20 protein-coding genes and 1 pseudogene are annotated in these 26,247 nt (G+C 32.0%); 13 read left to right on the top strand and 8 right to left on the bottom strand.

All coding sequences use genetic code 11. The features are described from left to right. Window positions 1-93: 93 nt before the first annotated feature. The 3 genes from BA768_RS14560 to BA768_RS14550 all read right to left on the bottom strand — a co-directional run bounded on the left by BA768_RS14560 (window position 94) and on the right by BA768_RS14550 (window position 2,389). Window positions 94-1,008: a retron St85 family RNA-directed DNA polymerase gene (locus tag BA768_RS14560; protein WP_065721356.1), complete on the bottom strand. Its 915-nt coding sequence runs from the start codon at window positions 1,006-1,008 to the stop codon at window positions 94-96. Between the two features lie 167 nt (window positions 1,009-1,175). Then, complete coding sequence (locus BA768_RS14555) at window positions 1,176-1,526, bottom strand: hypothetical protein (protein ID WP_065721355.1); 351 nt, start codon at window positions 1,524-1,526, stop codon at window positions 1,176-1,178. Beyond that, window positions 1,523-2,389, bottom strand: a complete 867-nt coding sequence (locus BA768_RS14550; RefSeq protein ID WP_065721354.1) for a hypothetical protein — start codon at window positions 2,387-2,389, stop codon at window positions 1,523-1,525. The genes BA768_RS14555 and BA768_RS14550 overlap by 4 nt, the downstream gene beginning before the upstream one ends. 321 nt (window positions 2,390-2,710) lie before the next feature. On the opposite strand from BA768_RS14550, the gene BA768_RS14545 reads away from it, so the two are divergent. Further along, window positions 2,711-3,289 carry a sce7726 family protein gene (locus BA768_RS14545; protein ID WP_065721353.1) on the top strand — a complete coding sequence of 193 codons (579 nt, stop codon included), beginning with the start codon at window positions 2,711-2,713 and terminating at the stop codon, window positions 3,287-3,289. On the opposite strand, the gene BA768_RS14540 is transcribed toward BA768_RS14545, so the two are convergent. From BA768_RS14540 to BA768_RS14520, 5 genes and pseudogenes are all read right to left on the bottom strand, one after another. After that, entirely contained in the window at window positions 3,258-4,310 is a 1,053-nt protein-coding gene (locus BA768_RS14540) for a beta family protein (RefSeq protein ID WP_083206693.1), read from the bottom strand. The genes BA768_RS14545 and BA768_RS14540 overlap by 32 nt on opposite strands. Window positions 4,311-4,404: 94 nt before the next feature. Then, a complete protein-coding gene (locus tag BA768_RS14535) occupies window positions 4,405-4,659 on the bottom strand; it encodes a hypothetical protein (protein WP_065721351.1) in 255 nt (84 codons plus the stop codon). Window positions 4,660-4,867: 208 nt separating this feature from the next. After that, on the bottom strand, window positions 4,868-5,065 hold the full coding sequence (locus BA768_RS21090; protein WP_123947125.1) for a hypothetical protein: 198 nt from the start codon (window positions 5,063-5,065) through the stop codon (window positions 4,868-4,870). Window positions 5,066-5,152: 87 nt separating this feature from the next. Next, window positions 5,153-6,513 (bottom strand): annotated as a pseudogene (locus BA768_RS14530) (IS3 family transposase). Between the two features lie 92 nt (window positions 6,514-6,605). Continuing rightward, window positions 6,606-7,631: an AbiH family protein gene (locus BA768_RS14520; protein WP_065721348.1), complete on the bottom strand. Its 1,026-nt coding sequence runs from the start codon at window positions 7,629-7,631 to the stop codon at window positions 6,606-6,608. 720 nt (window positions 7,632-8,351) lie between these two features. On the opposite strand from BA768_RS14520, the gene BA768_RS14515 reads away from it, so the two are divergent. From BA768_RS14515 to BA768_RS14460, 12 genes are all read left to right on the top strand, one after another. Next, the gene (locus tag BA768_RS14515) at window positions 8,352-9,593 is read left to right on the top strand and encodes a tyrosine-type recombinase/integrase (RefSeq protein ID WP_065721347.1); all 1,242 of its coding nucleotides are present in this window, start codon (window positions 8,352-8,354) and stop codon (window positions 9,591-9,593) included. 15 nt (window positions 9,594-9,608) lie between these two features. Further along, the gene (locus BA768_RS14510; protein WP_065721346.1) at window positions 9,609-10,343 is read left to right on the top strand and encodes a hypothetical protein; all 735 of its coding nucleotides are present in this window, start codon (window positions 9,609-9,611) and stop codon (window positions 10,341-10,343) included. A 345-nt stretch (window positions 10,344-10,688) separates the two neighbouring features. Further along, complete coding sequence (locus BA768_RS14505) at window positions 10,689-12,368, top strand: T9SS type A sorting domain-containing protein (RefSeq protein ID WP_065721345.1); 1,680 nt, start codon at window positions 10,689-10,691, stop codon at window positions 12,366-12,368. Window positions 12,369-12,373: 5 nt separating this feature from the next. Then, complete coding sequence (locus BA768_RS14500; protein WP_165601794.1) at window positions 12,374-15,247, top strand: hypothetical protein; 2,874 nt, start codon at window positions 12,374-12,376, stop codon at window positions 15,245-15,247. A gap of 5 nt (window positions 15,248-15,252) precedes the next feature. Then, window positions 15,253-18,738, top strand: a complete 3,486-nt coding sequence (locus tag BA768_RS14495; protein ID WP_065721343.1) for a DUF6443 domain-containing protein — start codon at window positions 15,253-15,255, stop codon at window positions 18,736-18,738. Next, the gene (locus BA768_RS14490; protein ID WP_065721342.1) at window positions 18,716-19,369 is read left to right on the top strand and encodes a hypothetical protein; all 654 of its coding nucleotides are present in this window, start codon (window positions 18,716-18,718) and stop codon (window positions 19,367-19,369) included. Before BA768_RS14495 ends, BA768_RS14490 begins: the two co-directional genes overlap by 23 nt. Window positions 19,370-19,752: 383 nt before the next feature. Further along, the gene (locus BA768_RS14485) at window positions 19,753-20,031 is read left to right on the top strand and encodes a helix-turn-helix domain-containing protein (protein ID WP_002976362.1); all 279 of its coding nucleotides are present in this window, start codon (window positions 19,753-19,755) and stop codon (window positions 20,029-20,031) included. A 70-nt stretch (window positions 20,032-20,101) separates the two neighbouring features. Then, entirely contained in the window at window positions 20,102-21,340 is a 1,239-nt protein-coding gene (locus BA768_RS14480; RefSeq protein WP_065721341.1) for a primase-helicase family protein, read from the top strand. 267 nt (window positions 21,341-21,607) lie between these two features. Continuing rightward, window positions 21,608-22,591, top strand: a complete 984-nt coding sequence (locus BA768_RS14475) for a toprim domain-containing protein (RefSeq protein WP_065721340.1) — start codon at window positions 21,608-21,610, stop codon at window positions 22,589-22,591. A 277-nt stretch (window positions 22,592-22,868) separates the two neighbouring features. After that, window positions 22,869-24,029, top strand: a complete 1,161-nt coding sequence (locus tag BA768_RS14470) for a hypothetical protein (RefSeq protein WP_065721339.1) — start codon at window positions 22,869-22,871, stop codon at window positions 24,027-24,029. A gap of 345 nt (window positions 24,030-24,374) precedes the next feature. Continuing rightward, entirely contained in the window at window positions 24,375-25,751 is a 1,377-nt protein-coding gene (locus tag BA768_RS14465) for an AAA family ATPase (protein WP_065721338.1), read from the top strand. 16 nt (window positions 25,752-25,767) lie between these two features. After that, the gene (locus BA768_RS14460) at window positions 25,768-26,157 is read left to right on the top strand and encodes an HNH endonuclease (protein ID WP_228388441.1); all 390 of its coding nucleotides are present in this window, start codon (window positions 25,768-25,770) and stop codon (window positions 26,155-26,157) included. Window positions 26,158-26,247: the final 90 nt, after the last annotated feature.

The raw sequence follows: 26,247 nt of genomic DNA, 5'->3' as shown, positions 1-26,247 counted from the left end.
GATGTCTTTTACGAATTTTTCGGAACTTTTCTTTTTAGGTGTTTCCATAATTAAATGTAATTCTTTTTTTGAAAACACTCCTTAACTTTTATACTATATAATGTCTACTTTTTGCTGACGATTTACATGCTCGAAAATTCCATATTTTTTTATAAAGTAAATTGAATGTCTAATTTCTCTTTTTCTTTTTTTAGGTATAGTCAACTTATCAGATGATATTGAAATTCCTGTGATTATTTTTCGATTATTTTTATAAAGTAATCTGGTTTTATCTTGATTTACTATAAAGCCTTCATCATTTATTATGTCTGAGATATACGAAATCAATTTCTTTGATATAGTGTCTCCAGAAATTGTGAGATCATCTGCATATCTTGTGTAATTTAAGTTGAATTTCTGACACAATGCATTTAGCCTTCGATCTAATCTTTTTGCAATTATATTACTTAGAAATGGACTAGTTGGTGCTCCTTGAGGAAGACTATCATCTTTACAGCATAATGAAGCAAGAGTATAAGAAATATTTCTAGTATAGCCTATATTTTTAAATACGGATATGACTCGTCTCTTATTAATCGATGGAAAAAAATCTTTTAAATCCATTTTTAGAATTACATTACTATTAAGATGCTTAGATGCGTTATGTTTTATATTATAATCTTTACGAAATCCTGTGCAACTTTCATGTAATTGAATATGGCTTAAAATATTTTGGTATATCCATCTCTGAATACCTAAAAGGATTGTGTTTGGGGAGTTGATAATACGGAGTTCTCCATTACGTTTAGGGATGTGAAATTCATGATAAAATAGTGCTGACTTATTAGCTATTTTTGCTAAATAATCTTTTTCTATTCCTAATAGTAAAGATAAGTGATTAAATTCAAATATTATTGGCGAGTTAGTTGATAGTATTTTCTCAACATAAATTTTTAGTGCTTTACGTACTTTTATTTTTCTAAAAGATTTATCTATAAAAAAAAACCAATAATCTAAATCTTGATTCATAATAAAGGAAGGTGTTTTTATTTACTTTCTATGTAATGTAATTCTCATTACTAAATTTACCAAAGTAATATTTAGTAACAAGTTCTGTTAAGAACTTATTAGTTTACTAATGTAGATTAAACTACCGTTTAAGCCTGAGGCGACTACACCTCCAATCTGCTAAAATTTTATTCACCTTCCTTAAATAATGTATAATCTATTTTGCTAATTTTTGGTTTATATAGTTCATTAATGTTTATTTGATTTCCTCTATATAAATCATTACTATAAGAACAAATATATTCAAATCTATTTAAAAAAATAATTTTTTTATTAGCTTCTATCCAACTTATCCCAATTTGTGTAATAAGCGCTTCAATATCATTGTAAATTAGAATTTCTTTTTCAGAAAATTTTTTAAGGCATCTGATAATTTGTGCTGGTGACAACTTATGCTCTCTGTGTAATTGATACAAATTGATTTTTTTGAAATTATATATTTCTTTTAGAATAATAATATCTTCAATAAAAAGTTTCATAGTCTGTTAAATAATGTTTTACAGTATCTGTTATCACTTAATTTTGGCCACCAAAAAATTGGAAATACATTATTTGGAATATTATATGATTCAAATGAATAAAGTGATTCTGATTGTTTATATCCAAATCTTAATTTGCTTAATTTCAGTTTTTTATAGTCTTCACCTAATTTGTTTTCTAATCCTCTCATTGTCGAAACTGCTTTTTTACGTTTGCTATCATTTGTAATTAATTCATTAATGCCTTTTTTTAGCCATAAATATGAATAAAATTCAAAATTTAGGTTATCAATTTTTTCTTTTGCAAACTCCATTGCTGCAAAAGAAACAACTTTAATTTCATAGTTGTAAATGCCACGCGCTTGTAAGGTTTTAATTAAATATTTTGATTTTACTTTTATTGTATCTCCAGTTCCAACAAAATCATCAATTAAAATAATATGAATATTATCGTGCAATTTATGAGCGGCCTCTAATAAATTATTATAAAAATTATCATTTTCCCAAGTAATAGGAAATTTGTTTTTTATGGATTGAATAAAAGCCTGAGATCCATCTGGTTTCCTATCATCACATGTTGCTACTATAAAAGTATTATGTGATTCCAACTGCCAAACATTTTCAATTTGATTAACAATTGAAGCTCCACTATTTTTAAGGTCAGTTCCAGTTGTATATTGAAAATTATCAATTAAAAACTCAACTAATTCCTTTTCATCATTATTGTCACAATGACTCCATAACTCATATAGACCTTCGTAATTATCAGTAAGCCAATAAAATTTATTATTCATTTTCATGAGACGACTAAAATCATCGTATTCTAACACACGTTTCGATCTATAAAGAATTTTTTCTGACATATTTTAAAAAATCAAATAACTTAAATAATTGAGTAAGTAATCTAATACAGTTTACTTATATAATTTTAATCAAGTAAACTTACACAAAATGAATGAAATTGAAAAAAGACTAAAAAAGAGGATTCTTGATATTTTTCATAAAATAAAAGGTTGCAGTTTCTAAATTATCATTAGATTAGTAATCAGATTAATTTTTGTTTTTGGATTATTTGGTCAACAGTAGAAAAGCAGAAGTAGATTTTTCTTTTCATCCTAGAAGCCATATTTATTTGTTTAAAAAAATGTATTTTGCGATTTTTTTTACTGTATATTTGCTAAGCAATGAATGATTTTAAAATTAGAAATGCTATAAAAGACATTGAATTTAAGGCTCATTTCTCAGAAATTGACACTAAAGTCATTGATGAGATGGGGCTTAATCTTGGTAGCTCGATAATTGATATTGCTGTCATTAATGGAAGTATGATGGGTTATGAAATAAAATCAGATCACGATACATTAAGGAGACTTGAAGGACAAATAATTGAGTATAATAAGGTATTTGATTTTTTAAATATTGTAACGTCTAAAAAATACGCTCCCATAATTAAAGAACATGTGCCAAAATGGTGGGGAATAATCGAGGTTGAGGAAATTGAAAATGTAGTAAAAATTCATCAAAGAAGAAAACCTAAACCAAATAAAGAGATTTCGGGCTATTCGCTTCTTCAATTGCTGTGGAAAGAAGAGTTATCCGAGATAATTGACAAATATGGTTTGGATAGGAAATTAAAACATAAGCCTAAAAAAATTGTTTGGGCTTATGTTTCAGAAGTTTTAGATTTAGAAGTAATTAAAGATAATGTTCGCTCTTACCTTAAATCACGTTCTAATTGGAAAGTTGATTTACAACCAAAGTAATATGATGGTTAGTTCCAATCTGTCTCCATACAGTCGGATTTCCAGAGCCTCCTTCTCTTTTTGATTTATTATAAATTTGACTGTCACCCCATGAATAATTTTCACCAAAGTAGATTCTAGATATAACTATATCAGCGCATAGATTATAATATTGTTCCGAACCATGTTTTTTGATCGACGCAGCCTTAAAAATATACCAATACTTTTCACCTGTATATCTAACAGATGCTCCTATTGTCATTAGTCTTGGATCCATTTCTTGAATATCTGGATTAGAAATGCAATAATCAGAAAACTTAGGAACTCTATTTATTTTTGAAGTATCACTTCTAAAATATTCATGAATTACAACTTCAATTCTCTCAATCTCTGTAACTGAATTAGTTTTACAACCGCTTAAATTTATAGGAAAGCTAGTTACTGAAAAATAAAAGTCTTTAAATTTATCTATATCATGTATTGAATTTATAAGGGCTTTTGATGATATTTGACCGATTAGGCTACTTTCTGGAGCGATATAATTCATATCAAGAAGTAATATTATATCTGAAAAGTTTGTATCTAATATTTTTTTTATTCGCTCTAACTCGTCATTTACATCAAAAAGTTCCTGCTCTGCAAAGCTTATTCTAATACAAATATTATCCTGATATACTAATGATTTAAGGAGATCATCACTTGCGTAAATATTTAGAACGGGAATAGGTGTGTAACCTTCATCAATAAGTTCTTTCATCACAACATTTAATGTTTTCTCTCCGTTGCCAAAATCCTCTTCTAGATAATAGGTATCAATTAGTATTTCGTTTTTTGGTTCCCAAGAACCCTTAATACTTTTTACAGTGGATGAAATTTGTTTTTCAATTGAAGATGCTTCTTTTTCATTTACGAAGTCCCAAGGAATTGCAGGAACCTCAATGAGGGGCAAAATAAGCGATTGTATTTCTTCGTTAAGTGTTTTTAATGCATCAAACTCTCCTTTTTTGCCTTTCAAGATAGGCATGTAAATTTTGTTATTCATAATTGTTAGTTTAAAATACAATATATGAATAATACGTTAGTTTATCTTACGGTTTTGCTTAAAAAAAATCCCCAGCTAATAAGTGGGGAATTATTTAGATAAATTTTTGATGAATCATATACTTACCTTCGTCCGTCAGATGAAATCTAAGTTCGTATTCACCATCTGTACAATATTCTTGACATAATCGATCATGATATAGAGTAAAGTCCTTTTGAAATACTCTGTAAAATTTTAAAAAATCATCCATTTTCTTTGGTGCAATAGTAGTATGATATGGCAATTTATCATCAATGATTACATTTCCATATACAGAATCTTTTAAATTTAAAGCTTCTTCGTAAGTCATAGTTATTGTTTTTTTAATTCCACTAATATAAAAAACCTTCCCAATATAGAGAAAAGTTTGTAAATTTGATTTGTTATTTAGAATCTCACCATTTCTATCTTACGTTAATTAAGTGGGTTCTTATTTTATAATCTATTCAGGCATATTAATTTCCAACTGTTTTTCAATTTGCTCTAATGTTTTGGGATCATTGAAGGCTCTTGTTTTATTAGAATTTCACTAAATCAAACCATGTTCCACTACTATTGTCTTTCCACTGAATCTGAGTTGTGGAAACCTTTTTAAACTCATAATGCTGTACTACTCCTGAGTTATTAAATTTCATATCAAAAATATATGATGTTGTTGTGTTAGAATTTTCATCAACACTACCGCCATAAGGATGTGCTTTAATGTATGTCTTCAAAAGAAAGTGTACTTTTTCTTAGAGAGTGTTTTCTGTTTCAAATATAGAATTTAAAGTTTAGTTTTTTGCTTTTAAAAAGAAAAAAAATTAGGTTTCGATTAATTTTCTTTTGTAATATTCCTTTTTTCTTCTTTTTAGAGTTTCAGATTTTATCTGCTGTCTTATTTTCAACACTTCATCGGCTCTTCCAAAGTACACATCCGCTGGAGTTAGATTCTTCAAAGATTCGTGATAACGCTCATTGTTATAGCGGTTTACAAATACTTCCAAAGCCGCTTCCAATTCCTCTGGACTGTAATAATGATGCAGTTTCACCACATTTTTCATCGTCCTGTGGTAGCGTTCAATCTTGCCTTGCGTCTGTGGATGAGCGGGCTTTCCATGGATTTGCTTCATGCCGTGATTATCGTGTAAATACTCCTTTAATTCCTCGGTAATATAGCAAGAACCGTTGTCCGACAGAAGTTTCGGAACTTGTCCTTTTCTTAAACCTGCTTTCTTCACAGCTCGGTCAATGGTTCTTTGAACATCATTCACCTTCATATTTCGGCACAATTCCCAATGAACGATATAGCGGCTAAAATCGTCAATCACCGTGCTTAGATAGTACCAGCCCCAACCCAGAATTTTAAAGTAAGTAAAATCTGTCTGCCACATTTCGTGAACAAAATTGGTTTTATCCTTAAATTCATTCGAGGCAGAAATCAGGATGTGCGATGGAGCCGTTATCAGTCCTCTTTTCTTTAAAATACGGTAAACACTGGATTCTGAGATAAATACACCCTTCTCATCGGTGATTTTATGAGCCAGTTCTCTGCTGGAGAGTTCAGGATAATTCAAAGCGATTTCTACCACCAGATTTTTCTCTTCTTCAGGAATGTTGTTCCACTGCCTTCTGCCAGAAGAAGGGGAAGAATGAAATCCCGCTTCACCTTTCTCAAGGTACAGATTATACCACTTGTAGAAGGTGCTTTTGTGAATGCCAAGTTCCCTGAGTGTCCTGTTCACGCCGATTTCACTACGGGTAACCATTTGGATGATTTCCAGTTTTTCTTCAGGTAACAACCTCATATACTTTCTGTATTTTTCGGTTATTCCAGAATTTCCAAACTTTTTTTTACAATGTCGTAGCGGATAACGAGGTCGGCGACCGTCTCCTTGAGTTTTCGGTTCTCTTCCCGAAGCTGAGAGACTTCTTCGGAGGTTGCCTGGCGAAGAGTATCTCCTGAGAGTTGCTTTTTACCGGCTTCAATGAACTCCTTATTCCATTTGTAGAAGGTAGATTCCTGAATAGCGTGCTTGCGACAGAGTTCGGCTATGGAGGTTTCAGCCCGAAGGGCTTCCATCACAATTAGGATCTTTTGTTCCGCGGTGAAAATCCTTCTGGTTTTTCTGCGGATGTCTTTTAAATAATTTTCAGGATTACTGATTGGTTTTTTGGCTGTCATAATAAATCAAATTTAATGGTTTTTTTTGTTCTGTTTATTATGAAAACACTATCTTAGTTCTGAACTAAATCGGTACACTTTTTGCTGACGATTTACATATCATAGGTAAGAATTTTTATTTTTTTACAATTTGAATTATTAAAGATTGAACTTAACATTGTTTTATCAGACATTCCACATGAATGTCCCATTACATATACTTCAAACTCGTCAGAATCGATAAACTTTAAAAAATTTTCATAATTATTTGTCCTTAGATACCAATATGTTTTTACGTATTTTAAACATTCATCATATTTTTCTAGTACTTCAAAATTAGTTTCTTCTTCATCACCATATCCAAAAATCATTGGGTTATTGATATCATTTAATTTCCCATGAATGTAAATAACATTTGTGTTTGGTATCGTTTTTCGAATTTCTTTTACGTAAGTTTCAATAGTAGAAGTGTAATTGAAATTTAAGAACAAAATATTACTAGGTGTGGGAGCATCATTTGTATTTATACTTATTCCACGAACAGTCTTTTTGCTTTGAGGTGCAAGATTGTGTTTTATAGGTTCTGTTAATTGACTTACTAAATAACTTTTTGATACATCATATTCATGAGATGAATGTTGTTCTTCGATTCTAGTTAGGTAGTTATAGAGTAAATTTTGTAAAAGCTCGAAGCCTTTATTTAGTTCGATGATTTCTTGTATCTTATTTTTTGACGATAGTTCACAAAGAATTTTGTAATATTCGTTTTCTATATCAACCCAGTTGGATTCTCTACAGGAAGAAAGAAGTATTGATATTAGATTGTTTTTAAGCTTTAATGAATATTCAAGAGTCTCTTTATAAATTGGTCTTCCAGTCACAGTAATTCCAAGCGAATTGTCACTTTGTATATAGCCATAAAAATTGTTTAACTCCCAAGTATTTATATAAGGATTCGAATTTAATTGTTTATCAAATCGGTTGTTTTTTATCACTGTTAGAAACTCATCTTCATACTTTCCATAGTCCCTAGCCAAGCTAAAAGATTTTTTTAAATAATCAAGTATAAAGTCTTTATATGAAGTTTTAATCTTATGTGCTATATCAAAGCCATTCCCAATTAGTATTAGTCTGTTCATTTTTGAGATTTATGGTTTTAAAACAAATATATGGAAACTGTATTTTAAAACATAGTAATACATATAATCTTAAAGTCATTATTTAGTAATTTTTTAATAAGTTTTGTTATGTATAGCTGAGAATATTGTAGACCTAATTACCCTAAATCTGAAATTTTAACTAGATATGTCATGAGGCTACCTACCGTAGAAAAATACCCCACTACGTCGATTCTGTTTTTTTGATATAGCCCTATGCATTGGTTGTGATTTTCAGGACTGGCTTTGTTCTTTGCTGTGCATAAACGATTATAATCTTTTTAAGAAGCTTGATTTTTTAAGTAAAACTGTCTGATATATTTGTGTTTATGGTTATATTTGCGTATATTTATTTGATAGATTATAGTATGTTTAGGTACAAGAAACCTTTATTATAACTATTAAAATTCAAGTAAGTTTAATTAAATTAAAATAGATTTAAAAAACTACATTTCAAAAATTCGGGTACAACTTTGGGTACAAGAACAAAAAAGAGAAAATGTAATTATCTAAAATTCAATAATTTACAAATTCTCTTTAGCTTAAAAAGTGGAGTTGGAGGTTTTCGAACCTGTTATATTTTAACATATCTCAAAATATGTAATAGATCTATTTATCAGTATTTTAGCTATCTTTGTATAAACTAATATACTTAGTTTTTATGTCTAAATATAGAAGAAGTAGCACCTAAACTGGCACCTGATGAACTACACTTTTAAACTTAAGCAACCCAATGGTACAAAGGAATCTTTGATTTATTTCCGTTCTTTTTTCAACAATGAAAATAAGAATTTCATCTATTCTACTGGTGAGAAAATAAAACCAAGCGAATGGGATTTTGAAGGTAGACAACCAAATGATCTAAATGGAAGAACAAAAAAAGCAGAAATTCATCGAAGCGTTAAGATGCAGTTAGATCGCTACAGCAGTTTCTTTACAGAGATTGTTAATCGATACAAGAACATTAATGAAGAACTTACAGTCGATATTCTTAAACAAAGATTCGATGAAAAGTTCAAAAAAATTACTGTTAAAAGTGATTTCTTTAGGATTTACCAAGAGTTTTTGGATGAGAAGGAAAATGATTATACTGGAAATTCGATTTCAAACTCAACTCTAAAGCGTTACAAATGCAATAAGAATCTACTCGAAGATTTTGAAAGCAATTGTAAAGTTAAGATCACTCTGGGAAAATTTGATGATAAACTTTACAATAGGTTTTTAAAGTATTGTATTGAAGAAAAGAAGCATTCTGCAAATACATTACACAGAAATGTTGGTCTACTCAAGACTTTTCTCCTTTGGGCTCTTAACAAAAAATATACTTACAATAACAATTTTATTGCTTTCAAAAAACCTGCGAAATTCACAACCGACGAAATAGCTTTAAATTATGAGCAAGTTGAGCTCATCTACAATTATGACTTCAGTGAAAATAAAAGGTTGGAAAGAGTCCGTGATCTTTTTGTTTTCGGATGCACTACAGGAATGAGGTTTGGCAATTACAGCACGATTTCAAGAAGTGATGTTGATGGGAATTTCATACGGGTCATCGATTTAAAAAGTAAATCTAAAAACTTAGCAATTCCCTTGAACAGTATTTCTAAATCAATACTCGAAAAGTATGATTATAACCTGCCTAATATTACAAATCAAAAGATGAATGAATATATCAAGGAGGTTTTTAAAAAGTTGGAATTTACTGATGAAATAAAAAAGACTATGAAATATGGTGATGAACTGATTGACCAGAAAGCCGAATTTTGGACAAGAATTTCGTCACATACTGCAAGAAGAAGTTTCATCACTATAATGAAGAACAAACGGGTTCCGGATAAAGTTATTATGAGTTACACTGGTCATACTAGTTTGGAGGTCTTTAATGCTTATTACAGACCAAGTGAAGATGATAAGATCAATTATATGAATGAGGTTTTTAAATAATCATTAATTTAGATTATGGATCAAAAAAAGCTTTACGGACATTGGCACTTTTGGGAAGAATTTGTAAGCTATCCTATGATGGTTTATTATTGGATCAGGGGAGAAAACATTCAAAAGATGTTGACAAAAAAAATTGACAAAGCCAAAAAGAATGCCAGCCAAATTATTCTTACTGAGAAAATGAAAAACGAGTTTTTGATCCAGTATGAAAAGTTGGATAACTTCTTCAGTTTTCATTTCAAAGATATTGAAGCATCAAGAAATCACAATTTTGAAGAAAAGATTAAATATTGTTTGAATCAATATAAAAAGGAATCTACAAGTCTTCTAAGCTCAAGTAATCTAATGAAGTTGCAGGGCAATTTTTTAAATGGTGCAGAAAAAACACTTTTTCTTTATTTCACCTTAGAAGGCAAAACGAATAGAGAAATTCGCTTATCAGATATTATGATTGGTGATAATAGTTCTAAAATTTTCATTGCTTTTTTAAAAGGCAAAAAATTCATCGATGAAAATCACAATCTGACTGTGGATCAGAAATCTTCATTTATAAGAATTCATCGTTTTCTAAAAGATAATCACATCATCAATCCAGATTTTCAAGATACCACAATTATTGAGGCTATGGAAAATGAATATAATACCAATTTTGACAAAGGAACATTCTCGAGGGCAATAATTGTAAAACCAAATGATTTCGAAGAAATTATCTATCACGAATTATCTGAATTGTTTAATGTTAGGAATTAGGATTTGTATAATTGAATAAGCATATCTTAATATTTCTTAACTGATCTATTATCTTACATCTCACTGAAATGGAATTTGAAATCAATTCTTTTTTTGTATTTTTTTTAGAATATCGATCAACTTGCTCTTTCTTTCTTTTGACTTCGGACTCAAGTCTTACAGGACATTTATTAAAATTTAAAAAAATTTACATAAGATTATTTTTTAACACGCCAAGTTTTGTCGTTAGTACGAATTACTTTTGTCACAATAATATGATAACAGTCATATTAATTCTCATTAATGAGGTGATATAATTTGTTAAAAAAAGTTAAATTCGCAAAAAAATAATTAATAACCAAACTCATGAAAAAACTCTACATGAGTACATTTCTTATATGTACAACTGCTGTATTGTATTCTCAAGAAGTGGTATGGCAGAAAGATATCAAATCCTCCACGCAGGATTTTCTTTCTCAAGTAACTACTACAGTCGATCAACAATACTTGATTACCGGGAGCAGCATTCAGGCTAACAACAAACAACCATCGTCAAACAGCCAAAAACAAAACAACGGCTACGATTTCCATTTGGTCAAGCTTAATCAACAGGGTGAAGAAGCCTGGGAAAAGTATTTCTCGGGACAAAACCACGATTTTCTTTCGTCGGCCATTTCCACACAAGATGGAGGATTTTTAATTTCTGGAACGACATATTCCTCAAAAGGTTTAGATAAAAAGGACGATTCGAAAGGCGGATCTGATATTTGGCTGATCAGAATTAATGAATTCGGGGATGAGCTTTGGCAGAAAACCTTAGGAACATTACAGGATGAAGAAGCAAGATCGGTGATACAGATGGCAGATTTAGGATTTATGGTAGCCGGAAATGTTCAGAATGCTTCAAACGGTTTTGGTTCTAAAGATGTGATCATCTCAAGACTGGATAAAAACGGAAAAGTAATATCAGAATCAATATTAGGTGGAAGAGGGCTTGATGAAGTTGAAAAGATGATTCCCACTCCAGATGGTGGAGCGTTGTTAGGAATTTATTCGAGAAGCGGGGCTTTTTTTATGGGTAATAAGCAATCGGTAATGAGTAATGCCAATTCGAATGCAAAAACCAATGAATCACAAATTACTGATTATCCATTACCAATTACTCATCCAAAATCTACTGAGAACTTTGGCGAAGGCGATTACTGGATTGTAAAACTGAACAAAAACGGAAAGGTAGAGTGGGAAAAGAATTACGGAGGTAAAAGTGATGACCATGTGAGAACAATGGCATTTACTTCTTCGGGTTACATTATCGGCGGTGAATCGAGATCTGAAAGATCAGGAAATAAAACAGGGGGAATTGAAGAAGGAACAGATGTCTGGTTAATTTCACTCAATGCCAAAGGCGATGAACAATGGCAAAAATCCTACAACTTCAAGAACCGTGATATTCTGATGGGAATGAATGTGATAAGCGGGATGCGGGATGCCGGAAGCGGGAAGCCATCAACCAACAATCATCAACTATCAACCAAAGGCATTTTGCTGGGCGGCTATACTCAGGCTGAAGGAAGGATTGAAGCGGATGATGAGACATTCTGGATGCTTTATATCGACAATGACGGTAATGAACAGTGGAGAAAGCACGTGAAAGGAGAATCGAGAAAGAAGGAAGAGAGGTTATCTGATCTGAAGATGAATAAAGACGGTTCGATTGTACTCGCAGGAACGAGTGCGGAAGAATTAGGCAAAGAGAACTGGAAGATCGTGAAATTGGGTGACAGCCAGATTGATCAGCTGATTGAGAAACAGGATATGAAGATTTATCCGAATCCGGTGAATGATTACTGTTATGTGGAGATCGGTTTTGAGTTTAAGGAAGCAGATATTACGCTGTATGATATGGGTGGAAGACAGCTTCAAAGCTTAAAGACCAAGAATAAAGTGACAAAGATCAATACGCAGAATTTGATTCAGGGAGCTTATTTGATTGTTGTGAAAACAGATACTGACAAATCTGCTAATGCAAAAATTATTAAAAAGTAAACATGATGAATATAAAATTAAAACGATTAGCACTTATTTTATTTTTTAGTGCTTATACTTATTTAAATGCACAACAGGAAATAAATTTCGGAGATTTTTCAAGACCCGTACCTTCGGTGTCATCTTTGGCAGCCTATTCCAATGCACCTGTATCGTACGCTTCAGGAATTCCTGATATTTCATTTCCGCTGTTAAGTTTACCATCGAATAATAAAAATATTGCCCTAAACTTAAACCTTTCCTATAATCCTCTAAACGTTTCCCCTCTTGAAGCAGCAAGTGATATTGGCACCGGATGGTCTCTGTTTATGGGTGGTGTTATTTCAAGGAAAATTGTAGGGGAGTTGGATGAGAAATTTGATGATAGTAGCGTTCATTATTACAAAAAGAATGACTTTGATGATATCTATTATTATAACTTGCCGGGATTATCAGGAAAGTTTAAGATTGTACGAAATATCACTGCAAACACTTTTTCTGTTGCTAATATGTCTTCAAATCTGGTTAAAATAGAATACACAAGAGAAAGTAACAATGCAACCCTTATCTTAAATTCTTTTACAATAACAGATACCAAAGGGATTAAATACATTTTCAACGATTACAGCAGAAGCAACTCGGAGCTAAATGCACATCTTTTAGGTGGACGCGTTTATAAGTCAGCTTTCTTTTTAAGCCAGATCAAAGATGCGAATGATTTAGAGATAGCAAATTTTACGTATCAAAAAGATATTAAGTATAAATATGGAAGTACAAGTTTCATCAATTATCAGACCTGTAAGCTTAAAACTATTACCTCTCCTTTTTATGGTAAAATAGAGTTGGATTATTTGTATGAAGGCTCATTGGAGAATACAATGAATGATCCTTATACTATAACCAAAGCGGTATTAAAAGATCACTATAATCATATAATTTCACAGTATGGGTTTGAGTACTCATATTCAATATACGGTCCCCAGCCAACAGGTCCCGGCAAAAGAGTACTGACTAAACTCAAGAAAATAAATAGAAACAATATCGTTTCAGAAAACACGGAGTTTCAGTATAACACAAATGAATATGATCAGTTTGTTACAGATTTTAATTTCCCGGGATATAACCTGTCGTATTTCTGTCCTGTAAATGATCACACTACAAATCCCAGATACGCAGGTATTGGAGTTCTTAAAAGAGTAGTTAGCCCGACAGGAGGAGTTACAGAATACAACTTTGAACCACAGGAAATTTATATGGATAAAACTACTCCTGAATATCTAAATCCCATTATTAACGGATCAAGCTTTGTAAATCCTCAGTTACAGTACCTGAAAGACTTCAGCCAGTTTTCTTTTGATACCAATCATGGTACAACTAGATTATTCAATGTAACAGGAACGCCCAATGTATTAAAAAAGGTATATATCGTTTTTAATGTTACTTCTACTTACACTCCTATTTTTTGGGATGAAAACACCCCTACTTATGTAGATTTTAGTATTAAACAAGGTAATAACACAATAGTGACTAACGGAATCTGTGCAAATCCGGGTAACAGCAGTACTTATAAGATGGAAGAATATACACTTTATCCCGGTTCTTACGAAATGAAATTTTTAGGTTCTGGTGGTACAGGTAATGTAATGATGCTGGATTTGGGACATCAACCTCTTCCATTTAAAAACAGTGAGATCACCACGGGAGTGAGAATCGCCAATATCAAGCATTATAATAACCAGACTGACTTAAATCCTTTAACTATTACCAAATTTAGTTATGATAATTTTACTGATAGCAACAACTCTACGGGTTACAATTTTGATCCTGAAGATGATTTTGGAGATGTAAATGTGAGCCAGTTCACATTGTATAAAAACGTCAAAGTTACGAATGCAGATGATAATGCAGGTTTCACAAAATACTATTATAAAACACCCAATGATTATCCCGCTACACAAACTGGTTCAAATTCGTTTTGGTCTTACTATAATTTGACGAAAACGGGATTGGAAGAGAAAAAAGAAGTCTACAATGCCCAGAACCAACTTTTGATTTCTGAAAATACAGATTATATTATGGAAAGTATACCAGGATCTTACTTCCTTATGATTGGAGATCATATGTATTCTTCCTCTGCTTATTTCAAAAAAATAACAGCCTCTACAAAAAGCTATTTCGATGGTCAGACGGTGGAAGAAATCAATGAAACGCATTTCGACGAAAGTAATCTGGAAGCTTCTTTGGTGAAAAAAATATATGATGATGTGACCACGGAGACAACACTTACTTACCCGAATTCATCCGGATCATACAGCAGTCTTTTTTCAAAAAACATTAAAGGTATTCCGGTAATTCAGGAAACTATTGAAGATGGGAAAACATTGAGTAAATCGATAACAAAATTCGACAATCCATCTTCTGCGTTGCCAACTTCAGTTATGACAACCAATATCAGCGACGGAACTACAAAAACAGCGATGACTTTTGATCTCTATGATGACAAAGGAAATGTTGTTCAAATGACCTCTGCTACAGGAGTTCCTACCACTATTGTGTATGGATATGATAAGACGCAACCTATTGCGAAGATACAGGGTGCAACATATGCACAAGTTTCTCCTTACATTCAGAATATTATTGACGCTTCTAATGCAGACGCAGCCAATCCGGCAAACGAACAAGCCCTTCTTACTGCACTGGATAACTTCAGGAAAAATATGATTTTCAAGGATTTTGTTATTTCTACCAATACTTATGATCCGCTGATTGGAATGACCACCAATACGCCGCCGAACGGAATTAGAGAAATTTATATTTATAACTTTGATAATAAGCTGGAAAAAGTGGTCGATATGAACGGCAAGTTGCTGACGGAACATAAATACAACTATAAAAACTAAATGACATGAAAAAAATATTATATATACTCTTTATATTTCTATATTACTCCCTCTGGAGCCAGACCAGTCTGCCTTCAACGGAAAACTATATCTATAATAAAAACTGCCTTAATGATGACTGTTCAAAAAAAACAGAATCTGTACAGTATTTCGATGGTCTGGGGAGACTGAAGCAAAGTGTTTCGGTAAAAGCAACCCCGGAGGGGAAAGATATTGTGGTTCCAGTGGAATACGACAACTATGGAAGGGAGCTTAAAAGCTATCTTCCCATTCCGCAACAGACTACGCAAAACGGAGGGGTTTATAGTGATCCGCTTTCTGTAGCAAATGCTGTGTACGGAAATGAAAAGATCTATGCTGAAAAAATACCTGAAGCATCTCCACTGGGAAGAGTTTTGCAGCAGAAGAAACCGGGAAATGACTGGAATAATCATCCCGCCACAATGTCGTATGCTGCCAACTCAGCCGGAGAAGTTAAAAAATACACGGTTTCTACTACATGGGTGGAAGGAAGAACCAACAGCATTCTCTCATTGGAGGGTACTTACCCTGCTGAAAGACTTTATAAAACAACCATTACCGATGAAGACGGACGCACCAACATAGAATTCAAAAACAAAAAAGGACAGGTGGTGCTGTCGAGAAGAAATGACGGATTAAAGGATATTGATACCTATTATATATATAACGAATACGGACATCGGGTATACGTTATTTCTCCGTTGGCTGCAGAATCGGGACTTACCGACCAAGGAACAGTGGATAACTTGTGCTACCAATATCGTTATGATGGATGGAACAGGCTTGTAGAAAAAAAACTGCCGGGAAAAGGATGGGAATGGATGGTTTATGACAAGCAGGATAGGCTGGTTCTTTCACAGGATGCTGCACTGAGGAGTACTTCCAATAATTTTGCTAAAAGAGGCTGGCTGTTTACAAAATACGACCAGCTGGGGAGAGTGGTATATTCTGGTTTTTTTGCCAATACGGCTACAAGAGCAGCTATGCAGACAGCACTTAATAACATGTCTGCCAATGCAGCCAACAACGAAACAAGAAGCGCAACTTCTTTCATAGCTAACGGAACAGATATTTACTACACTAAAAATGCCTTCCCAACAGGAAGCATGACCGTGCTGAGCATAAACTACTATGATACTTACCCCGTGGGCAGTCCTGCATCTCCTGCAGAGATAAGAGGGCAGAGTGTGCTTTCTGAGGATGCACAGGCTAACAGTAGCAGTACCAAGACGCTTCCTACAGCTTCGTTCATTAAAAATATTGAGAGCGACAGCTGGACGAAAAATTTCCTGTGGTATGATGATAAAGCAAGAATAATCAAAGCATACACAATAAATCACATGGGCGGTTATACTACAAAAGAATCAAAGCTTGATTTTGCAGGTATGCCACAAGAAAATTATACATATCATAAGAGAACAATTGCAGTCAACGAAATAACAATTAGAGAAATATACGAATATGATGAAAATAATAGAGTAAAAAAACACTGGCATCAGGTTAATAACCAAATTTCTGAGCTGCTTACGGAAAATGTATATAATGAACTGTCCCAGATTGTGAACAAAAAAACGGGTAGCGGGCTTCAGAATATCGATTATACCTACAACCTCCACGGTTCGCTTACCAAAATAAATGATCCAACTATGCTGAACGGTAAGCTGTTCGGTTATGAGATTAGATATCATAATCCTTCCAATACGTCTGCGGCGTCAGCAAAGTTCAACGGCTCAATTACGGAAGTCGACTGGAAAACAGCCAATGATGAAGTATTGAGAAGATATTCTTACCAATATGACCATTTCGACCGCCTTCTGAAAGGAACGTATTCCGAAACATCGGTATCTGTTCCGCACAATGATCTCTTTAACGAAAGCCAGAGCTACGACAGCAACGGCAATATCGTGAGCCTGAAGAGATACGCACCGCAAGGAACAACAACCCCGATGCTAATAGACAATCTTTCTTATACTTATAGCGGCAATCAGCTCATGAAAGTACAGGACATTACAGAAAATCTGAGCGGATACCCGATCGGGGGGAACAACCTGTCGTATGATGTGAACGGAAATATGACGAGCCATGTCGATAAGGGAATTTCTTCCATCCAATATAATTTTCTAAATTTGGCAACGGTTGTGGTTACTGGAGGTCAGAGTGTACAGTACTATTACAGCGCAGACGGCACAAAAGTTAAAAAGACCAGCAGTGGTAAAACGGTTGATTACCTGGGAGATTTTCAGTATGATAACGGAGTGTTACAGTTTTTTTCTACAGGAGAGGGATACTATGATTTTGCTAATACAAGATATGTTTATAATTATACTGATAATTTAGGAAATATCCGGTTAAGTTATACAAAAAATACTGTAGGTGTGCCTCAAATTTTGGAGGAGAATAACTATTATCCTTTTGGCATGAAACATCAAGGGTATAATTCCGGTAGCACAAGTAATACATCTTTTACCTACAATTACAATGGTAAGGAAATGCAGATTGAAACGGGGATGATTGATTACGGCTGGAGACAGTATATACCTGAATTAGGAAGGTGGAACGGGATTGATCAATTGGCAGAAAGTTATATTTCTACAAGTACGTACTCGTATGTTTCAAATAATCCTATCATGAGATTTGATGTTGATGGAAGATGGTTTAACGATGATGGTACAATAGATACCTCTGGAAGAACACCTGGATTTGTTAGTGGAAAGCAGTATTTAAATAGTTTTCTTGGAGTGAATAAAAATGATGGAGGAGGTGGGTCAGCTTTAAATATTATAATTAATTTTATAAGAGGTGATACAGATGGTTTAGGAAATTTTATAAATAGTGAATTTACAAAAAATGGATGGCATGTCATTGACGCAGATAGTATGGAGGATGCTCTAACAAAATTAAAAAAGTATTTAGGTAATGATCGCGCTGACAATATTTTCATTAATGCACATGGTTCAGCAAGTGAGCGGTATGTTTATGATGAGGGAGGACAGCTAATTGCTGATTTGAGTCCTAGTGGAAGAAATGGGTATAAAGTTGTTGGTGATACTGGCTTTCATACTTCAAAAGATCAGATTTTAGGGAGTGATTTGCAACAATATATATTTGATAAATCTAAATTATCTTCTGATAAGGTCAAGAGTATTGATAGCTTTATTGGCATTGCAAATTATGTTAAAAATGGTAAAAATTTGATCATTGGCGCTTGTTGGACTGTTAGATATGATGATCTTTTTGGTGTAGGAATTTCATCTATAGTTAAATCAATAGACGTTTTTGCAAACAGAGATTATTCAAGTATATATACTGTAAAAGGAAAAGGTGTAATACCATTTCAAAACTTTATAAATTATAACCAAACCTCTCAAAAAAACTACATAAATGGATGGGTTCAATACAGAGATGGAGTTGCTAATCAGCACAAATTTAATATAATAATGACAAGATATGGAGTTAAAACAATTAAATAATATAATTATATTAATAGCTATAGCCTGCAATATTAGCGTATTTTCACAAACAAAATTGGCAGATATAGAGAATAAGGAATTCAGCATAAATCTTAAAAAAGAAAAATCAAATTTTATAAAAATATCTGATGATGCCAATTACAGTATTTATTATGTTTTTGATAAAAAAGACTTTGATTTAAAAAAGGGATTAGGTACTAATGGAATAGCAAAGGTTATCTTTTTTTCTAAAAAATATAATAAAGGAATATTTTCAATTTTTGAACAGGTAGCCTATCGCGAAAAAAGGAATGTGTATAACATTCGAATACGTACAGGTTCTTATGATAAAAATATGTTTGTTTCTTCACTTGCAATATTAGATAAAGATTTTAACTATGAATATTTTATTAAATATTATCATTTACCACCTCCCCCACCAGATAAAGGTATTTATAAATCCTCTTTTATAATACAAGATAGTAAAAATTATTGCAGGACTAATGATATAGTAATTAAAGGTAATTTGATATATGAGAAAATAGATGATATTTTGAGTAGTATTCAAACGTTAGATACTAATAAAATTAATGGAAAAGAATGTGATCGTATAATCAATAATTTAGATTTTAACGATTTTTTTAAAAAATAATAAGTAAATTTAAAAATTATTATTAAATCATACAAAGGTCATACTTTGATTGATGGCTACTATATTTATTAGGTTAACTATGACAATTAAATAATTTTTAAACAGAAAAAGAGTGATCATTTGATTGCTCTTTTTCTGTTTAAAAATTATTGGCTAATATTATGGTGTAAATCTTTACAAACACTAGGGAAACTTACAATCTTAAATATTCTGCCGGCGCAGCTAGGTATTAATTGTAACCATTACAATAATGATTGAGTGATGTGCTTACAATAATGTATTAATTCGTTAATGTGAGGTATAAAACTTTACGCAATTGAGTAAAATTGCATCATTAATTATTCCAATCATACAATTTTGTCTGCAAATAAATACCACAGATTATGCAGACAACAAATCCATTCCAAACCATTCTCGACGAATTAGGGGAAGTGAAAGACTTACTTTATTCCCTAAAAAAAGAACCTGAAATTGAGTTGAAAAAGAAACTATACTCTATCAAAGAGTGTTCAGAAATTCTTAAACTTGATTACCAGACCGTACGCTCACACATTTTAAAAGGTAACATCAAAGCGGAACAGATCGGAAGATTCTACAGGGTCAATCATTTTGATCTGATGGATGCTTTAAACGAAGTCAAATCGCTTAAGTATAGAAGATAGATAAGACTTTATTATCAAGCATTCTAATTCACCTTTCTGTACTTCCTGTACAGAATCAAACCTTAAAAATATGAGCGAAAAAATCCCATACCTCAGAGTAGGTACAACCTATTATAAAACTATCGAGAAACCATTGATCTCAGGAGATAAGATCTCGATACTAACTCGATGGAATCGTGAGACCATTATCAGCGATCACGGAAAGGTATATGTCTCAAAAGTTCCTAAGTATGACGGGTTCTGCTGTATCCCATCCCATTTGCAATACCAACAAATTATCCAAGGATTCTATAATGTTTACAATGAGATTCCTTATCAGCCGATTAAAGAAATACCGGAGCAAACATCCCTAAAAGAGAAGATTCCATTTTCACTTAGATTTATGGAGCATATTTTCGCAGAACAGCTGGAATTAGGATTGGATTACATCAAGATCTTACTGCAATATCCAACACAGATACTCCCGATTCTCTGTCTTGTAAGCAAAGAAAGGTCTACAGGAAAATCTACATTCATAAAATGGCTGAAATCCATTTTTGGACTTAATATGACCTACATCAAAGGAGACTCATTCAGCAGTCAGTTCAATTCAGATTGGACTTCGATGCTGATAGTTGCAATTGACGAAGTATTCTTTGATAAAAAAGAAATCACGGAACGCTTAAAATATCTTTCTACGACCGACAAAGACAAAAAGGAGGCAAAGGGAAAAGACCGTGAAGAGGTCGAGTTTTTTGGCAAATTTATTCTCTGTTCCAATAATGAAGATAACTTCATTCAGATTGATGAGAATGAGATCAGATTCTGGATTATCAAAGTAAAATCAATCAAAAGCGAAAACACTGAATTTCTAAAAAATCTCAACAAAGAGATTCCTTATTTTCTTCGATATTTAATTCAAAGACCTTTCCACAGTCATAAGGAGACGAGGATGTGGTTTACAGAATCACAGATCAGAACAAAAGCTCTTCAGAGACTGGTTTGGAAAAATAATAACAAACTGGAATCTAAGATCATCGAACTTTTATATGAATTTTTCGAAAATACTGAAGACAGTAAGATCCATTGTATTCCTCAGGATATTTTCAATATGCTTGGCAAGATGTTCACCAAACAATATTGGACAGTCAATGATGTCCGGAAAATACTGAAAGAAAACTGGAAACTCGAACCTCAAAGTAATTCTTTGTCCTATATAAAATACGACCTCGATTATGGTTTAAGTTTTTTCCAACAGAACAAAACAGGACGATATTTTACAATAGAAAGGAATTTTATTCTTCAAAGATTTGATGAAATGATGAATTAATTGATAATGAAAATAAAATCAATTAGTTACATCTCATCAAAATCCTCATCAAATTTTCAAACCTTGATTTTTGATGAGAGGATGATGAGGAGAATATTTCCACTTTGATGAGGTGATGAGACTTTGATGAGAGCCTAAAATATTGTTATACAGTTTTTTATATAGCTTTCTCATCAATTCATCAAAAATTATTCAAAACTAAACTCATCCGCCTGAACTTACAGGATACTTACTATTTATTGCTAAAAAAAATTAAAAATTACAACAATGAACTGCAAACAATTCAACAGCATATCGTTGGAAGAAGTCCTCCTTTCTCTCGGACACCTTCCAACGAAACAAAATGAAAAAGAAGCTTGGTATCTCAATCCATTTACCACCGAATCCCAAGCCTCTTTCAAATTGGATAAAAGAATTAATGCCTGGTATCTTCATTCAGAGGGTGTCGGCGGGAACAATACCGATTTTATGAAGAGGTATTTAGATACCTCGGTTAATGAAGTTTTGATATGGGCAGAGAAGCAGAAGTTTTCTTCTTTTCATCAGCAACAACACATTAAAAAGTCGGAACCAAATTATGCAATTGATGAAATACTCAATCTCCAGAATCCTAATCTAAAACAATATTTACAGGGACGTGGATTAAGTCCTAAAACCTATGATTATGTAAAAGAAATACGATTTACCATCGGAAGTAAGAAACTCTACGCCATTGGCTTTGAAAATTTATCCGGAGGCTTTGAGCTTCGTAATTCTTTTTATAAAGGTTCATTGTTGAAAAAGGATATTTCAATAATTAATCTCAATTGTGGTTTACAGGACATATCAAGTGTTGAAGTTAAAAATATCAAAAGTGCAGCAGTTTTTGAAGGCTTTATGGATGCCTTGTCTTTTGTCGAAATGCAGAGATCTTTCGCAGGAGATATTCTTGTAATGAATTCCATTGCTCTTTTAAACAAATCCATAGAGCATCTGAAAAACTATTCTGATATCAATCTTTTTCTCGACAATGATACCGCAGGAATAAAATGTAAATCTCAGATCATAAAATCATTTCCAGAAGCAAAAGATCACTCCGGAATTTATTCCAACCATAAAGATCTCAACGAGTTTTTGATACATCGAATAAAAAATGATAAAGCTATTAAGTCCGGAAAGCAATCTGAAAAATTTCCTGAAGCTGATAAACTAGAACAGAGAAATCAGAAACTTGAAATTAAAAACTCAAATGGTTTTAAAATTAAACGTTGATAATGCGCGCTGTATTTTTTACCAACTACCCGCAGAAGTTAGGAGCGCATTCGCAACTTTGAAGGTCGTTCCTCCCAACAAAGTTTCAAATACGCTCTGCGAGGCTTTAAGCTGAGTAAAATAACATAAGGTTGATTGGAAACAACCTGTATAAAAAATACGCAGGTCTATTAACGCAGGTGCGTAAAAAATGCACAGGTAAAATTAATTGCTGTATAATTTTTATACGACAGTTTTGATTGGAAACATATAGCACAAACCTAAAAGTTGAAAACTAATGAAGACTTCAATTAATTTCAAAGCAGTCAAATCGGACTCTGAAACCCATAATTTTAGGAAAAAAACTTTTGATTATATCCGTAAAGATCTAACGCCAAAGAATGAATATTGGATGGAACAGAAAATAGCTGACCGAATCCAAAAGATCGAAGCGTATTGCAAAGAAAAGTCAGGAAGGAAGTTGCAGAAGAATGCAATGCCAGTTCGGGAAGCTGTAGTTGTTATCAAAGAAAATACAACGATGTTGGACCTTCAAAACTTGGCAAAAAGACTGGAAGATGAACTGAGAATCCGTGTTTTTCAAATTGCTATTCATAAAGATGAAGGTCATACCGATAAAGACACGAAAGAATGGAAGCCCAATTACCACGCTCATCTTGTAGCTGATTGGCAAGATTTGGAAACGGGTAAAACTCTTAAACATCAATCTTACCACTATTCAAAAATGCAGGATCTGACAGCTGAATGTCTGAATATGGAGAGGGGAATTTCTGGATCTAAAGGAAGATTAGAAGCGATTGAGTTTAAGATTCAGCAGAAAGAAGAAGATCTTAGAATTTTGGAAGAAAGATTCAATACATTGAAATCTGAGATGAATTCAGATAAATCCCAGCAACTAATTGTGAAGGAAAATGATTTTCTAGGTTTTAAAAGGCTCAATACTGATAAAACATTTACGAATTATGAGAAAGCATTTCGAATCTACAGAAGCACAATTCAAAAAAATCAAACTGAGTTAGATTCTAAGTCAAAAAAAATTACTGAGCTCAATACAAAGGTTATTGATTTACAAAAGCAAGTACATCTATTTAAAAACAAAAACGCTGTTCTATTGTCCGACCCGACAGTTTTTGCTTCTGAAAAGAAAAAATATTTAGATTCTGTCACCAATATTCTTGAAAGAGAGATCAAATTTTCAAGATATAGAAGTCCAAACCCAGATCGAACAGACAAGCAAAAGCTGATATCAGAAATGGGGCAGATTGCAGAAAACATTTGTAAAGAAAATAATATCCCATTCTCTGCTATTAATGAGATTTTCAAAGATTCAGAAAACAGTGTTAGATTTTTATCTTTATTGAGATTTGGAAACGAAAATCTAAATTATAATAATGAAGATATTCCAATTCAGAAAAATAAAAATGGAAGAAGGATGTAATTTGGCTCTCAGTATGTTTTGTATTTGATTGCATTAATTTTTATTTCTACATCAGCAAATAGGTTTTTAATTTGAACTGTAGTTCAAAATGTTAAATTCTTTCGGAGTAGTTTGATATAATTTATATGGAGTTGATTCGCAAGTAAATATTCCTCGATCCAAATAAAATTTAGGAATTAAATATTTGTAATTATTTTATAATAAAATCATCAGATAAATTTTATATTAGCAGTAGATATAGCTTTACTTAAGCTGTGTAGATCAAATTAACGTAATGCGTAAAATTTTAAATTTGTAGGCAATATTTTTACCGCTACAAAATGACAAAAATTGATATGAAATATTATGATAGAAAGAATAAATTTCAGGAGTAAAACATTCGATTTTATTAAATATAATGAATATAATTATGGAGAAAATGTATTTACTATAATAGTAGGGAAAAATGGTACAGGAAAAAGTACATTATTAAGTTCGATAGTTTCAGAATTATTAGGTAATTATAATGATAGATTTTACAATGAAAGTGAACTTGGCTTTAGTCGGAATCACTATAATAATTTAGTTATTCATAATAACTTTGAGAATATAATTGCAGTGTCCGCTAGTCCATTTGACAAATTCCCGCTTACTAAAAAATTTAATGATATTGAAAGCTACACGTACTTAGGTCTAAGAGACTTGTCTAGTATGAACTTTGGATTATCATATATGTCTAAAATTATTTCTTCTCTAATAGAGAGTATATTTAAAAACCCTTCTCATTGGAATAATCTAGCGGAAGTATTAGATTATCTGGGTTATAAAGATGAAATTTCTACAAAATTTATTTTTAATATAAGTAAATCAAGTCTAGAAGATTTTTTGAATAATAATATTAGCCCTGAAGAGTTTTTTCACAACACTAGAACGAGTGCAAGATCTTTAAATCGTAGGTTTTTTCAAAATGAATATGGTGAAATTGATATTGCTAAGCTTGACTTTTTAAGAAGTATTCTAATTTCATTAATTAGAGAAGATTTTGAATTTCGTCCAAATAGACTATTACATTTATTTATTAATCATAATGGTATAAACATTGAATCAGGGAATATCAGATTGTATAGTGAGCAAATTGTATTTTTATTAAATTCTGGAATTCTTAAGTTAAGAGATATTGGATTGATAAAAAAAAATAATAGAAATTCAATATTTTCAATTAAGGATTCAAGTTCTGGAGAACAAAGTGTTATTTTAAGCATACTAGGAATTGCAAGCAAAATAACCGATAACTCAATAATTTGTATAGACGAACCTGAAGTTTGCTTACACCCTGAATGGCAGGAAAAATATATACAAATATTAATTAATACCTTTAGGAAATTTAGAAGTTGCCATTTCATAATTGCAACCCATTCTCCACAAATAATTTCAAAATTAAGTCCAAATAATTGCTTTGTCATTTCAATGGAGGATGCCGAAATAAATAGTGCATACCAATATTTAAATAATTCAATTGATTATCAATTGGCAAATCTATTTAAAACACCAGGTTATAAAAATGAATACCTAAGTAGAATAGCATTTACAATTTTTTCAAAAGTTGGAAAAAATAAAAGATTTGATGATGAAGATTTAACAAATTATAAAGTCTTAAAAGATGTTTATAAATCTTTAGAACATAATGATCCAGTTAAAGAATTAATTACTGTAATAATTGAACTTTATAAGAAATATGCCTGACATTTCAAACTCTTACGTGTACAGTGAAGATTTTGAAAAAAGAATTATGGATAAATTTTCAAAATCTGAAATTAATCATACTAATTGGCAAGATGATGACATTAGTGATATTCGATCTAGTATAAGAGAATATTATAGAATAGAACAGAAAGGAAAATGCGCATACTGTAAACAATCTATCTCACTAATTTCGGCTAGTAATTGTCAAGTAGAACATATCGTTCCTAAATCAAAATATTTAAGTTTCATTTCAGAACCTAAAAATCTTTGCGTCATTTGTGCTGATTGCAATGAAATTAAAAAAAGTCAAGAAGTATTAAATGAAGTTCCGGAAGTAACAAACAAAAAAAATATTAAAAGATATCCAAGTGTACGTCTTCAAACTAACTTGGACATTTTGGAATAAATCCTTAAGGAGTATTTAGGGTTATAAATTTATTAATTTCTGTTGAAAATACAACTGTCTTCTTTTTCGGATTGAATCCGATTTTATTTG

Origin of the sequence: Chryseobacterium sp. CBo1 (assembly GCF_001693475.1) — a bacterium.
Lineage (GTDB): Bacteria > Bacteroidota > Bacteroidia > Flavobacteriales > Weeksellaceae > Chryseobacterium > Chryseobacterium formosense.
Note: the sequence above shows the minus strand (reverse complement) of the source record. Positions and strands in the feature narration are given on the sequence as shown.

Coding starts and splice junctions, on each gene's coding strand:
- BA768_RS14550 (WP_065721354.1), bottom strand. CDS start 2,389: ATGTCAGAAAAAATTCTTTATAGATCGAAACGTGTGTTAGAATACGAT.
- BA768_RS14475 (WP_065721340.1), top strand. CDS start 21,608: ATGAACTGCAAACAATTCAACAGCATATCGTTGGAAGAAGTCCTCCTT.
- BA768_RS14520 (WP_065721348.1), bottom strand. CDS start 7,631: ATGAACAGACTAATACTAATTGGGAATGGCTTTGATATAGCACATAAG.
- BA768_RS14465 (WP_065721338.1), top strand. CDS start 24,375: ATGATAGAAAGAATAAATTTCAGGAGTAAAACATTCGATTTTATTAAA.
- BA768_RS14555 (WP_065721355.1), bottom strand. CDS start 1,526: ATGAAACTTTTTATTGAAGATATTATTATTCTAAAAGAAATATATAAT.
- BA768_RS14480 (WP_065721341.1), top strand. CDS start 20,102: ATGAGCGAAAAAATCCCATACCTCAGAGTAGGTACAACCTATTATAAA.
- BA768_RS14540 (WP_083206693.1), bottom strand. CDS start 4,310: ATGAATAACAAAATTTACATGCCTATCTTGAAAGGCAAAAAAGGAGAG.
- BA768_RS14560 (WP_065721356.1), bottom strand. CDS start 1,008: ATGAATCAAGATTTAGATTATTGGTTTTTTTTTATAGATAAATCTTTT.
- BA768_RS14510 (WP_065721346.1), top strand. CDS start 9,609: ATGGATCAAAAAAAGCTTTACGGACATTGGCACTTTTGGGAAGAATTT.
- BA768_RS14490 (WP_065721342.1), top strand. CDS start 18,716: ATGGAGTTAAAACAATTAAATAATATAATTATATTAATAGCTATAGCC.
- BA768_RS14470 (WP_065721339.1), top strand. CDS start 22,869: ATGAAGACTTCAATTAATTTCAAAGCAGTCAAATCGGACTCTGAAACC.
- BA768_RS14500 (WP_165601794.1), top strand. CDS start 12,374: ATGAATATAAAATTAAAACGATTAGCACTTATTTTATTTTTTAGTGCT.
- BA768_RS14515 (WP_065721347.1), top strand. CDS start 8,352: ATGAACTACACTTTTAAACTTAAGCAACCCAATGGTACAAAGGAATCT.
- BA768_RS14535 (WP_065721351.1), bottom strand. CDS start 4,659: ATGACTTACGAAGAAGCTTTAAATTTAAAAGATTCTGTATATGGAAAT.
- BA768_RS14495 (WP_065721343.1), top strand. CDS start 15,253: ATGAAAAAAATATTATATATACTCTTTATATTTCTATATTACTCCCTC.
- BA768_RS14485 (WP_002976362.1), top strand. CDS start 19,753: ATGCAGACAACAAATCCATTCCAAACCATTCTCGACGAATTAGGGGAA.
- BA768_RS14505 (WP_065721345.1), top strand. CDS start 10,689: ATGAAAAAACTCTACATGAGTACATTTCTTATATGTACAACTGCTGTA.
- BA768_RS14545 (WP_065721353.1), top strand. CDS start 2,711: ATGAATGATTTTAAAATTAGAAATGCTATAAAAGACATTGAATTTAAG.